Here is a 12,309-nt window from a genome sequence, read left to right on the forward strand (position 1 = left end):
GTCTGCTAAAGCAGGCTTTTTTATTTTTAGGTATGTTATAATCATAGGGAAATATTGAGGAGGAAAACATGGAACATACCATAGCAGCTATTTCTACAGCTACTGGAGAAGCTGGAATAGGAATTGTAAGATTAAGTGGAAAAGATAGTATAGAAATTGGTAAGAAAATATTTAGACCAATGAATAACTTAAAAATAGATGAAATAGAAAATAAGAAAATGAAGTATGGTCATATATATGATGGGGAAACTTTAATAGATGAGGTTTTAATTGTATTTATGAAAGGACCAAATACTTACACAAGAGAAGATATAGTAGAAATTTACACACATGGTGGAGTAATTTCTGTGAAAAAAGTTTTAAATACAGCCTTAAAAAATGGAGCTACTTTAGCTGAAAATGGAGAATTCACTAAAAGGGCATTTTTAAATGGAAGATTAGATTTAAGCCAAGCAGAAGCTGTTATTGACATGATAAAAGCAAAAACAGACAAAGCTTATGAAGTTTCAATTAGTCAATTAGAAGGTTCATTAAAAAATGAAATAAAAAAATATAGGGATGGTTTGTTAAATTTACTTGCTCATGTTGAATATTCAATTAACTTTACAGAAGATGGACAAGAAGAACTAGATAATTCAGTCATTATAAAAGACGGAGAAGAAATTTTAAAAAGCTTAAAAAAATTATATAATTCATCTAACAAAGGTAAAATTATAAGAGATGGAATAAATACAACTATTATTGGTAAACCTAATGTTGGAAAGTCCTCCCTACTTAATAAACTTGCTAAGGTAAATAAAGCTATTGTTACAGATATTCCAGGAACCACAAGAGATGTTATTGAAGAATATATAGATATAGACGGAATAGCTTTGAAGATAAATGATACAGCAGGTATTAGAGACACTGAGGATGTAGTTGAAAAAATAGGTGTAGATAAGTCTTTGGACTTTGCACAAACAGCAGACTTGATAATTGCTATATTCGATTTATCTAAAGAATTAGACGAAGAAGATAAAACAGTGCTAGACTTGTTAAAAGATAGAAAATCAATAGTGCTTTTAAATAAAAGTGATTTAGAAAATAAATTAGATTTAAATAGTCTAAAAATAGATGAAAATATACCAGTAATTGAAATTTCAATTAAAAACAATATTGGAATAGAAACGTTGGAAAATACTATTTCAGAAATGTTTGTAAAAGGAGACATAGTATCTAGTAATGAAACATTGGTTACTAATATAAGACACCAAAATATTTTAGAAAGAGCAATAGAGCATTTGGAGTATTCTGTTAACGACATGAAAACGGGAATACCAATAGATTGTTTAGAAGTTGATTTAAGAGACGCTTGGGAAATTTTAGGAGAAATAACAGGCGAAACTATAGAAGATGATGTTTTAGATAAAATATTTAAAGATTTTTGCATAGGAAAATAAGGAGCAAAATGGAAGTTAGAAAATATAATGAAGAATCAGTAGATGTAATAGTTATAGGAGCAGGTCATGCAGGTTGTGAAGCGGCACTTGCTACTAGTAGAATGGGATTAAAGACAGTTATTTTAACAATGTGTTTAGATTCTGTCGCAGATCTTCCTTGTAATCCAAATATTGGCGGAACAGGAAAAGGACATTTAGTAAGAGAAATAGATGCTTTAGGCGGAGAAATGGCGTTAATTATAGATAAGTCATTTATTCAATCTAGAATGTTGAATACTTCAAAAGGCCCAGCAGTTCATTCTCTAAGAGTTCAAGCAGATAAGAAAAAATACCATACTGAAATGAAAAAGGTATTAGAAGACCAAGAAAACTTAGACTTAGTGGAAGCTGAAGTCGTAAAAATTAATGTTGAAGAAAACAAAATTAAAAGTATAGAGACAATGGCAGGAGCAGTTTATGAAACAAAAGCTGTTATTATAGCTACAGGAACATATTTAAAAGGTTTAGTTATGATGGGAGAACTGCAGTATGAGTCAGGTCCTCACGGTTTGAAAGCTGCAACTGAATTATCCAAGTCCTTAAATGACTTAGGAATTGAATTAAGAAGATTTAAAACAGGTACTCCTGCTAGAATCCACAGAGATAGCGTAGATTTTTCAAAGATGGAAATACAAAAAGGTGATGAAGAAATAGTTCCTTTTTCATTTATGAATTTTGGAAAAGATTTTGATATAGAACAAGAAAATTGCTATTTGACATATACTAATTTAGAAACAAAAAAAATAATAGAAGAAAATTTAAACAGAAGTCCAATGTATGCAGGAATAGTTAAAGGTGTTGGACCAAGGTATTGTCCATCTATTGAAGATAAGATTGTTAGGTTTAATGAAAGAGACACTCATCAAGTATTTTTGGAACCAGAAGGTTTGGATACTAAAGAAATGTATGTACAAGGAGTAAGTTCAACTCTTCCAGAAGAAATTCAAAAGAAAATGTATAAAACTATTGAAGGAATGGAAAATGTTAAATTTATGAGATCTGCATATGGTATAGAATATGATTGTATAGATTCTACTATTTTAAAGAGAACATTGGAACACAATGAAATAGAAGGTCTATATTTTGCAGGTCAAATAAATGGGTCATCTGGTTATGAGGAAGCAGCTAGTCAAGGCTTAATTGCTGGAATTAATGCAGCACTTACTATAAAGGGAGAAGAAGAACCTTTTATTTTAGACAGATCTGATGCTTATATTGGAGTATTAATAGATGATTTAGTAACTAAAGGAACGAATGAACCTTATAGAATGATGACTTCTCGTGCTGAGTACAGACTTACTCTTAGACAAGATAATGCTGATTTAAGACTTACAGAAAAGGGATATAAAGTAGGACTTGTAACTGAAGAGAGAATGAACAAAACAAAAGAAAAAAAAGAAAGCATTTACAAGGAATTAGAAAGACTTAAAAAAATACAAGTTACCCCTACTGAAGAGACTAATAATAAATTAGTAGAACTTGGTTCTGGACCTATTAAACATGCTACAAATGTATATGATTTAATTAAAAGACCAGAGCTTAGTTATGATTCAATGGTAGTTTTTGATGGCGAAAGACTAGAACTTTTAAGAGAAGTTAGAATGCAAGTAGAAACTCATATTAAATATGAAGGTTACATTGCAAAACAACAACATCAAATAGAACAATTTAAAAAATTAGAAAAAAGAAAGATAGATTTTATAGAAGATTATTCAAACATAAAAGGTCTTTCTAATGAAGCTGTTCAAAAACTAAATCAAATAAAACCTGATTCACTAGGTCAAGCTAGCAGAATAAGTGGAGTTAGTCCAGCTGATATAAATGTTATATTAATTTATTTAGAAACTAGAAAAAGGAAATTAAATGAATAAACTTGAAAAATTATTAAGAGAAAATGAATTTGAAATAGATAGTCTTAGTCTTCAAAATTTTGAAGACTATAGAGCTTTATTAGTTGAAACAAATAAGAGTTTAAATTTAACATCTATAACCGAAGAAACAGAAGTTAATTATAAGCATTTTCTAGACTCTATCTTGCCATTGAAGTTTTTTGATATTCCTAAGAATTCAACAATGATAGATATTGGAACAGGAGCAGGACTGCCAGGGCTTCCTATAAAATTTGTAAGAGATGATATAAAGGTTACGCTAATGGATTCTTTAAACAAAAGGATTAAATTTTTAGATACTGTTATTGGAGAGTTAAATTTATCTAATATAGAAGCTATTCACGGTAGAGCAGAGGAAATGGGAAGAAATTTAAATTATAGAGAACAATATGATTTTGCAATTTCAAGAGCTGTTTCAAGATTGAATACATTATTAGAGTATACTCTACCATTTGTAAAAGTGGGAGGATATTTTATTTCTATGAAAGGTCCTTCTGGTAGAGAAGAATATGAAGAGGCAAAGAGTGCCATAGAAATTTTAGGCGGAAAGTTAGAAAAAATTATAGATTATAAACTAGACTATGAAGACTCTGAGAGAAGTCTTTTAATAATAAAGAAAATAAAGAATACAAATAAAAAATATCCAAGGGCTGGAGGAAAGCCAAAAAGTAAACCATTATAGACAATAAGGAGGTGGGAGTATGAGTTATGTAATATATTTTTTTACCATATGTTTGTCTAATATTGTAGGTGCTATTTCAGGAATGGGAGGAGGTGTAATAATTAAGCCAGTTTTGGATGCATTAAAAATACATCCATTAGTTACAATATCTTTTTATTCGAGTATTGCTGTCTTTACAATGTCTATAAGCTCTACTTTAAAACAAGTAAAGTCAGGTAAAAAGATAGATGTGAGAATAGCATCTTTTTTATCAATAGGTTCAATATTAGGTGGGATATTAGGAGATAATCTTTTTTTATATTTAATAAAAATTTTTAATGAAGAGAAAGTACAGTTAATTCAAATATTTATAATGATAGTTTCGTTAATAATGATACTAGTATATATGAAGTTAGACATAAAAAGTTTAAACTTAGAGAGTAAATTTACATATTTTATATTAGGGATGTTTCTAGGTGCTTACTCTACTCTACTTGGTATAGGAGGAGGTCCAATAAATGTTGCTTGTTTAGCATTTATATTAGGATTTGATATTAAGAAAAGTGTACTATATTCTATTGTTGTAATATTTTTCTCACAGTTATCAAAAATAATAAAAATATTATTAGCAGGAAGTTTGTTAAACTATGATTTGAAATTTTTGATTGTAATTATACCAGCAGCAATAATTGGAGGATATTTAGGTGGATATTTAAACAATAAATTATCTGAAAAAAAAGTAGCTATGTTATATAATCTAGTTGTAATCTTTGTAATTTTTATTAACGTTTACAATGGTTATAAGATTTTAATGTGAGAGTAAAAAATGATAACAGTAAAAAACAATGAAATACCAGGAGATTTATCATTTCCATGGATAGACTATAGAATTTCAAAAGAATTAGAAAAAGACATAAAAGATATAGGAATAAAGAAAATATTTAAAAAAAATCAGTATTTTATCAGACAAGGAGAAAAAGCTTCAAGTATTTACTTGCTAGATAAAGGTGGAATAAAAATATCCACACTTAGTAAAGAAGGGGAAGAGAAGATTTTTTGGTTTACTTTTGATGGTAATATTATAAATGATGTACCATTTTTTCATCATCAGGTTACAAAAGCTAGCATAATAGCAATTGAAGATTGTATATGTTATGAGTTAGATAAAGAAAAAGTAGATTATTTATTGAAAAATAATATTGATTTTGTATACTATATTACCAATATGTTTTGTGAGAAAATAAGGATTTTGACAACAAGAATTATATCACTATCTTTTTTAAGCTCAGAACAGGCTGTGAGTCAACATTTATTTTTTATGGGAGTAAATTATGGAAAAGATGTCGATGGCAGAATAGTATGTTCTAAAAAGGTTAATCAAAGTGATATTGCATTAGTTACATCTCTACATAGAGTTACAGTCACTAAGATAATTAACAAGTTAATTTCTGAAAAGATAATTGAATATGATAAGGATAGGAATATTAACATATTAGAGTATATAAAACTAAAAGAAAAAGCATTTAATTTGTAAAGTGTAGCCTAGGCTACACTTTTTTTTGTTTTAAAATGATATTATCTTGAAAAGGGGGTAAGCAAATGGAAAAAGCAAGAAAACCTATTCCTATTTACCAAGCGGTAATACCATTTTTAGCAGTTATCATTTTAGGGTTACTATCTGTACTTAAATGGAAAATAGGAATGAATATACCTATAATTTTTGGTATTTTAGTTGCAGCAATAATTGGATTAATTAATGGAAAAAAATGGAATGAAATGCAAAAAGGTTTAGTAGATGGAGTCTCAAGAGCATTACCTGCTCTATTTATTATGATTATAATTGGAGCAATAATGGGGTCTTGGCTTCAAGGAGGAATTATATCAACACTTATTTACTATGGACTAAAAATAATTTCACCAGAATTTTTCATTCCCGCAGCATGTTTAGTTACAGCAATAGTAGCTGTATCAACAGGAACATCGTTTACATCTATAGCTACAGTAGGTCTGGCTCTTATGGTTACAGGCTTAGGAATGGGATTTTCAGCACCTGTATTGGCAGGAGCTATTATATCTGGAGCATATTTTGGAGATTGTTTATCACCATTATCAGATACACCAAACTTAGCTTCAGCAGTAACGGGAACTAATTTATTTGATTTAATAAGACATTTAGCAAAAACGCAGATACCAGCTTTATTAATATCTTTAATAGTATTTTTCTTTTTAGGAAGAAATGAAGCAGTAAATAATATGGCAGACTTAGAAACTATAAAAGGTATTACTAATGGTTTAAAAGATAGCTTTGTAATATCGCCATTTCTACTAATAGTACCTATGTTAACTATAGTATTTTCTATTAAGAAAGTACCAGCAATTCCTTCTTTAGTTTTTATAGCTATTTTAGGAGCATTGTGTGCACTATTTGTACAAAAGGCAGAAATAGGTTCAGTTCTTGGAACTATGACAAGTGGATTTGTTTCTGAAACAGGAAACGAAATGGTAGATAATTTACTTACAAGAGGTGGAATTAACTCCATGGGAGGAACTATTATACTTCTCACTTCTGCAGTAGGCTTAGGAGGAATACTAGAGGAAATCGGTGCTTTAGATGCAATATTAAACGTAATTTTAAAAGGTGTAAAATCAGATGGAAGTTTAGTATTAGTAACAGTTTTTAGTGGATTATTTGTTGCATTTGCAACAGGTGCACAGTTACTGGCTATAGTTATACCAGCGAGAATGTATCAATCAGCTTTTAAAGAGAGAAATTTATCAAATGTTAATCTTGGTAGAATATCACAATCTATAGGAGCAATAGCAATTAATATAGTACCTTGGTCAGTTCCTGCGTTGTTTGCAGAAAAAATATTAGGAGTACCAGCAATAGAATTTATCCCATATGTAATTTTTGCATTTGCAACAATAGTTGTTAACATAGTTTACGGATATACAGGATTTACAATGGAAAAAAAAAATAAGGAGTACATAAATGAAAGAAACTAGAGTAGTAATGTTAGGTACAGGAACTCCAAATCCAGTACCAGAGAGAATGGGACCATGTGTTGCAGTAGTTGTGGAAGACAATTCTTATTTAGTAGATTTTGGCGTAGGATTAGTAAGACAAGCAGAGATAGCTAATCAAATGGGAGTAACAGGTTTAAGAGCAGATAATTTAAAAAGAGGATTTTTAACTCATATGCACTCGGATCACACAATAGGTTTAGCAGATTTAATATATACTCCGTGGGTTTTAGAAAGAAAAGAACCGTTAAAAGTTTTTGGACCAAAAGGTTTTCCGGAAATGGTAGATAATCTTTTAGAAGCATATAAATTGGATATTGACGCTAGAATGAATGGTTGGGAGAAGGCAAATACTGAAGGAATAAAAGTAGAGGCTAAACAAGTTAAAGAAGGATTAATTTATGAAGACGAATTAGTAAAGGTAGAAGCTTTTAAAGTTATTCACCCACCTTTCGATGCATATGGATATAAGTTTACTACACCAGATAAAACAATAGTAATATCTGGAGATACAGTTCCATCCGATAATTTAATAGAATATGCAAAAGACTGTGATATTTTAGTACATGAAGTTTATTCGGCGCAAGGTGTAAAACAAAGAAACGAAAAATGGAACTATTATCATACACATGTTCATACATCAAGTATTGAACTTGGAGAATTAGCAAAAAAAGCAAAACCTAAAAAGTTAGTTTTATATCATCAATTATTCTTCAGAGTGCCAAATGAAGATGGTACTTTAATTACTGAGATGGATAGAGAAAGAGAAATGATAAAAGAGATACAACAAAATTATGATGGTGAAATAGTATCCGCAAGAGATTTAGACATTATATTCTAAATAAAAAGAAGTCTTTTAAGACTTCTTTTTATTATTAAGAGTTAATTATTAATATATTCTGTAAATGTTAATATATAGCCATTATTATCTTCTATAGCAAATTCTTTTGAACCATAAAAAGTAGTATGAACATCAACGAGAATGAGGTATTGTAATTTTAATTCTTCATAGAGAATTTTCAAATTATCTACTTGGATATATAAACTAATAGAAGGCTTGACTTTATCCATAGTTAAAGATGGATATTCTTTAATAAAATTAGATTTCTCTTGAATCATTAAAGAAAAATCATCCTTTGTCAAAATTGCAAACTGCAATCCACCACTATCATTTGGAACAGAGGTTACAACAGAAAAGCTTAAGATATTTTTATAGAAATCTATTGTTTCATTTACATTTTCGACCATTAAATTTGGTACCATACTTTTAAACATTTTACTCCCCTCCTTGTACTTAATAAGATATCAAAATAATTATAAAAGTTATTGGAAATATTAGTCATTTTGATATTTTTTAATAAGTTCAAAAGGAGTAATGCCAATATTATATTTAAAGTCATTAATAAAATGGGATTGATCATAATATTTAACTTGTTCTAAAATTTCGTTTGCGTTATATTTTTTAGCTATTAAAAGCTTAAGACATTTTTGAAATCGCAAAATAGAAAGTACAGATTTTGGAGTTAACCCATAATGTTGTATAAACTTTCGTTGACATTTACTCTGACTTATATTTAATAAATTGCAAAGTTCTTTTACAGAATCTGGAGGATTTTGACTTAAATTATTAATTAAATTGATATATTTAAAATCATCATTTTTATTAATTTTTGATTTTATAAATTTACAAAGATACTCTTTTGACTCATTAAAAGAAAGAGAAAAAAATAGTTCTATTTTAAAATCATTATATATTTCTGAAATAGATATAAATTTATCCATAACAAAACTAGGTGAAATTCCTGTTAATTTAAAAAAAACACCTGGATATAACCGAAGTCCCATAAATTTATTGGGAAGGTTTATAGTATAACTGAAATCTGTTTTACTCATTCCAGAGAAACCTACAATTTTATTCTCAAAATCTACAACTAAATCTATACATCCATCAGTTATAATAATATTTGTTATATTTGTTTTTTTATTTGAAAAAGGAAGCATTTGCCAATAGCATATGACAAAATTTGATAATTCACTAATTACTTCTTCTCTATAATTTATGTTATTTAAAAAATTGTTATCTAAAATATAAGGTATTTGAATCGGATAATACAAAAAAGTCCCTCCTATTATTAATAATAGTATATACGATAATTTAATCATAAACTCTTAATAAATTTTAAAATACAAATAGAAAAGAATCAAAAAATTTAGTCAAAAATTTTTTGATTCCAAAATAAAGATAAGTATCTTTTTCTATAAAGATTTTTTGTTAAATGTAAGAATAGATAATATTATATTAAAAATAATTAATAAAGATGTAATAATTATAGAGATAGTATAACTACTGGTTTTAACAGTACCTAGAAGTAGCTCTCCTGAATTCATAAGGTAGGTTGGAACATATTCTTTTAACATAGGTATTAAATTTAGTAAATAAGATACTATAAAGCCAAGTCCTACAAAAAGTATTACAGAAGAATTATTTTTCAAAAATGTTGACGAAAGTACAATTATTGATATAACCCATACTCCAAATAAATAAAAACAAAAATTGGCAAAGGCAAGGTTATTCATAATACTGTTATCCCAAAAATATTCTGAATAAGCAAAAGTGATTAAAAAACTTAGTAAAAAGCTTAACGTCCAGAGTGTTAATACTATAAAAAACTTAGAAATAATAACTTTCCAGCGCTTTAAACCCTTAGAGATTAATATTACAAGAGTTCCTTTTTGGTATTCTGTAGTAAAGATGCCACTAAACATAATTATAAAAATAATAAGAGCCATTTGTATGTTTTTAAAGAACTGAGTCCAAGCTGTTAAAGAGTTGACATCAATCTTTTCAATAATCATTCCACTTTCCGTAAGTTGATCTGATAGTAAATCCATCATCCAGGGAGTTAATTTTGCTATTGCAGGGCTCATAATACCAAATATAGAAAATATTATAATTAAAAGTAAAATCTTGCTATTTCGAAATTGTTCTAAAATTTCTTTTTTAGTAAAAGTGATTAATTGTATCATTTGCTAATAACCTCCAAAAACAAATCCTCTAAAGTAGGTTCTAATTTTTCTAAAGATTGAATAGAAATATTATTTTGGTATAACAGTTTCATTATTTCAAGCATTTCATTTTCATTCTTATTAGAAATTATTAGTTTAGTATTACTAATTTTATTTACATCTACATAAATTTGGGAGAATAATTTAGCCTCGTTGGAGTTCAAAAATTCTATTTCTATTTTTTCACCTTTTTTTATACTCTTTAATTCTTCTAATGTACCATTTAAAGCTATTTTTCCTTTGTTTAGGAAAACAATATGGTCTGATATACGTTCTACATCAGAAAGTACATGTGTAGAGAACAATACTGTGGTATGTTCTTTAACAGAATATAATATATCTAAAACATCTTTTCTTCCAATTGGGTCAAGAGCAGAAGTGGGTTCATCGCATACTAGTAATTTAGGAGAGTTTAAAAGAGCTTGTGCAATTCCTAGACGCTGTTTCATACCTCTAGAAAAACTTTTGATCTTCTTATTAATATTTTTAAGTCCTACAAGTTCTATTAGTTCATTAGATTTATTTATTATATCTTTATCATTCATTCCTGTGATTTTTCCACATAATTTCAAGTATTCTAATGAAGTCATAAAACCGTAAAATTCAGGAACATCTGGTAAATATCCTATATGCTTATTTGTTTTATTTTCACCGAAAACAACTTTTTCACCATCTACGAATATATCACCACTATCTATTTTCAATAGTCCTAAAATCATCTTCATAGTTGTTGTTTTCCCAGCTCCATTTTTGCCAATAAATCCAAAAATAGAATTTTCAGGAACTGAAAAACTCATATTATCTATAACTTTATTACTACCATAAGATTTAGAAATATTAGAAATTTTTAAAATATCCATTAATCATCCTCTTTTCCTAAAATCAAATACAGTATAGGTCCAATAAAATTCATTCCAACAATAACTATTATTAACCACAAAGTACGAGTTCCTATTTTATACTTTTCATGTGAAAGAATATGTTTTAATGCATATATTAATAGAACGAACTGTGCAATTACTAGTGGTATTAAAAATGGTAGTATTTCCTTTATATTCATTATTTAATCTCCTTTAATTTATTTTTTATTTTTTCAAATTCAGTATTACCTTCTAAAATTTCAAACTGAGGATTATCAAAAGATTTTTTTATATCATCTAGTACGGTGCTTTTATTTCTAGGGGCATTTTTTCCCATATCAAGCTCTTCTATCCACTCATCAATCCTAGTGAAGTAATCATCACCATGTAGTGAAAGGTTATCTATTACTATTAGATTAGATAAACAAGAAATATATTTATTAAGATGTTTGAGAGCACTATCTTCGTTTTCCAAAGATAAGTAATATAATGCTACTTGATATTCAAAAGCAGCTGTAACGTTAGGGTGAAGTTTTGTAAGATTAAAAGACTCTATTAAATTTTCTACACGATTAATGGTTTTTTCACAGATATTAACATCATTTACTTTTATAGATAGGTATCTTCCAGCATTTTCAACAATGGATAATATATTGATAAACATACTAATTTGTGTAAAACTCTCGGCCTTGTCTAAGTCATTTTCCATAATGTAAGCAAGAGTTAAAATGCTATCACTTTGTTTGGATAACCTAAGAGGTCGTAATTCATCTTCAAGTATATTGATAGTTTCTTTTATATTACCAAGTTGTAAATTAACCATTGCTTGAAGAATAATAGTATCGCTACAAAGACCAACATCGTTAGAATTTTCTTTTATATGTTCACAAAGCTCATTCACATAATTTAGTATTTCTTTTTGAGTGTTTATGTCTTTAGCGAGCAAATAGTGGTTTAACCATAAAGCACATATTTGAAAAATAAAAGGATAACAAGAATAATACTGCTTAGTATACCGTTCTATTTTTATTTGAACTTCTTCAAAAGGAAGTACAGAAAAATCTTTTGCAAACTCTTGGTATAGTTTTTGAATTTGTTTTTTTGATAATTGAGGGTTATACCCCATTAACGTATCGATAGAAATATCAAAAAACGTTGCAAGTTTTGGCAACAAAGTAATATCTGGATTACTTAATCCCGTTTCCCATTTTGAGACAGAAGCCTTTGTTACATTTAAAAAACTGGCTAATTCTTTTTGAGTAATATTTTTTTTATGTCTTAGATTGACAATATTATTTGAAATATTTAACATATTTACTCCCCCTATTAAA

At 28.1% G+C, this 12,309-nt stretch carries 13 protein-coding genes; 7 read left to right on the forward strand and 6 right to left on the reverse strand.

Annotated elements, in window-relative coordinates:
- Positions 1–68: 68 nt before the first annotated feature.
- The 7 genes from mnmE to CS899_RS06730 all read left to right on the forward strand — a co-directional run bounded on the left by mnmE (position 69) and on the right by CS899_RS06730 (position 7,893).
- Positions 69–1,439 (forward strand): tRNA uridine-5-carboxymethylaminomethyl(34) synthesis GTPase MnmE, encoded by a 1,371-nt coding sequence (mnmE, locus tag CS899_RS06700; RefSeq protein WP_100065414.1) that lies wholly within the window; start codon positions 69–71, stop codon positions 1,437–1,439.
- Between the two features lie 8 nt (positions 1,440–1,447).
- On the forward strand, positions 1,448–3,349 hold the full coding sequence (gene mnmG / locus CS899_RS06705; RefSeq protein WP_100065415.1) for a tRNA uridine-5-carboxymethylaminomethyl(34) synthesis enzyme MnmG: 1,902 nt from the start codon (positions 1,448–1,450) through the stop codon (positions 3,347–3,349).
- Positions 3,342–4,049, forward strand: a complete 708-nt coding sequence (rsmG, locus tag CS899_RS06710; RefSeq protein ID WP_100065416.1) for a 16S rRNA (guanine(527)-N(7))-methyltransferase RsmG — start codon at positions 3,342–3,344, stop codon at positions 4,047–4,049. The genes mnmG and rsmG overlap by 8 nt, the downstream gene beginning before the upstream one ends.
- 19 nt (positions 4,050–4,068) lie before the next feature.
- Positions 4,069–4,845, forward strand: coding sequence for a sulfite exporter TauE/SafE family protein (locus tag CS899_RS06715; protein ID WP_100065417.1), 777 nt, complete (start codon positions 4,069–4,071; stop codon positions 4,843–4,845).
- A 9-nt stretch (positions 4,846–4,854) separates the two neighbouring features.
- The gene (locus CS899_RS06720; RefSeq protein WP_100065418.1) at positions 4,855–5,562 is read left to right on the forward strand and encodes a Crp/Fnr family transcriptional regulator; all 708 of its coding nucleotides are present in this window, start codon (positions 4,855–4,857) and stop codon (positions 5,560–5,562) included.
- 65 nt (positions 5,563–5,627) lie between these two features.
- A complete protein-coding gene (gene nhaC / locus CS899_RS06725) occupies positions 5,628–7,034 on the forward strand; it encodes a Na+/H+ antiporter NhaC (protein WP_100065419.1) in 1,407 nt (468 codons plus the stop codon).
- Positions 7,021–7,893 (forward strand): MBL fold metallo-hydrolase, encoded by an 873-nt coding sequence (locus tag CS899_RS06730; protein ID WP_100065420.1) that lies wholly within the window; start codon positions 7,021–7,023, stop codon positions 7,891–7,893. Before nhaC ends, CS899_RS06730 begins: the two co-directional genes overlap by 14 nt.
- Positions 7,894–7,934: 41 nt before the next feature.
- On the opposite strand, the gene CS899_RS06735 is transcribed toward CS899_RS06730, so the two are convergent.
- The 6 genes from CS899_RS06735 to CS899_RS06760 all read right to left on the reverse strand — a co-directional run bounded on the left by CS899_RS06735 (position 7,935) and on the right by CS899_RS06760 (position 12,290).
- Positions 7,935–8,327, reverse strand: a complete 393-nt coding sequence (locus tag CS899_RS06735) for a VOC family protein (protein ID WP_100065421.1) — start codon at positions 8,325–8,327, stop codon at positions 7,935–7,937.
- A gap of 60 nt (positions 8,328–8,387) precedes the next feature.
- Entirely contained in the window at positions 8,388–9,167 is a 780-nt protein-coding gene (locus CS899_RS06740; protein ID WP_164995879.1) for a helix-turn-helix domain-containing protein, read from the reverse strand.
- Between the two features lie 141 nt (positions 9,168–9,308).
- Positions 9,309–10,079 carry an ABC transporter permease subunit gene (locus tag CS899_RS06745; RefSeq protein ID WP_100065423.1) on the reverse strand — a complete coding sequence of 257 codons (771 nt, stop codon included), beginning with the start codon at positions 10,077–10,079 and terminating at the stop codon, positions 9,309–9,311.
- The gene (locus CS899_RS06750) at positions 10,076–10,978 is read right to left on the reverse strand and encodes an ABC transporter ATP-binding protein (protein WP_100065424.1); all 903 of its coding nucleotides are present in this window, start codon (positions 10,976–10,978) and stop codon (positions 10,076–10,078) included. Before CS899_RS06750 ends, CS899_RS06745 begins: the two co-directional genes overlap by 4 nt.
- Positions 10,978–11,178, reverse strand: coding sequence for a PLDc N-terminal domain-containing protein (locus CS899_RS06755; protein WP_100065425.1), 201 nt, complete (start codon positions 11,176–11,178; stop codon positions 10,978–10,980). The genes CS899_RS06750 and CS899_RS06755 overlap by 1 nt, the downstream gene beginning before the upstream one ends.
- Positions 11,178–12,290, reverse strand: coding sequence for a helix-turn-helix domain-containing protein (locus CS899_RS06760; RefSeq protein WP_100065426.1), 1,113 nt, complete (start codon positions 12,288–12,290; stop codon positions 11,178–11,180). Before CS899_RS06760 ends, CS899_RS06755 begins: the two co-directional genes overlap by 1 nt.
- Between the last annotated feature and the right edge of the window lie 19 nt (positions 12,291–12,309).

The sequence above is a fragment of the Miniphocaeibacter massiliensis genome (genome assembly GCF_900232905.1).
Classification (GTDB): domain Bacteria; phylum Bacillota; class Clostridia; order Tissierellales; family Peptoniphilaceae; genus Miniphocaeibacter; species Miniphocaeibacter massiliensis.

Bases quoted from the DNA above. Each gene is read 5' to 3' on its own strand.
- mnmE (WP_100065414.1), top strand. From the start codon at position 69: ATGGAACATACCATAGCAGCTATTTCTACAGCTACTGGAGAAGCTGGA.
- mnmG (WP_100065415.1), top strand. From the start codon at position 1,448: ATGGAAGTTAGAAAATATAATGAAGAATCAGTAGATGTAATAGTTATA.
- rsmG (WP_100065416.1), top strand. From the start codon at position 3,342: ATGAATAAACTTGAAAAATTATTAAGAGAAAATGAATTTGAAATAGAT.
- CS899_RS06715 (WP_100065417.1), top strand. From the start codon at position 4,069: ATGAGTTATGTAATATATTTTTTTACCATATGTTTGTCTAATATTGTA.
- CS899_RS06720 (WP_100065418.1), top strand. From the start codon at position 4,855: ATGATAACAGTAAAAAACAATGAAATACCAGGAGATTTATCATTTCCA.
- nhaC (WP_100065419.1), top strand. From the start codon at position 5,628: ATGGAAAAAGCAAGAAAACCTATTCCTATTTACCAAGCGGTAATACCA.
- CS899_RS06730 (WP_100065420.1), top strand. From the start codon at position 7,021: ATGAAAGAAACTAGAGTAGTAATGTTAGGTACAGGAACTCCAAATCCA.
- CS899_RS06735 (WP_100065421.1), bottom strand. From the start codon at position 8,327: ATGTTTAAAAGTATGGTACCAAATTTAATGGTCGAAAATGTAAATGAA.
- CS899_RS06745 (WP_100065423.1), bottom strand. From the start codon at position 10,079: ATGATACAATTAATCACTTTTACTAAAAAAGAAATTTTAGAACAATTT.
- CS899_RS06750 (WP_100065424.1), bottom strand. From the start codon at position 10,978: ATGGATATTTTAAAAATTTCTAATATTTCTAAATCTTATGGTAGTAAT.
- CS899_RS06755 (WP_100065425.1), bottom strand. From the start codon at position 11,178: ATGAATATAAAGGAAATACTACCATTTTTAATACCACTAGTAATTGCA.
- CS899_RS06760 (WP_100065426.1), bottom strand. From the start codon at position 12,290: ATGTTAAATATTTCAAATAATATTGTCAATCTAAGACATAAAAAAAAT.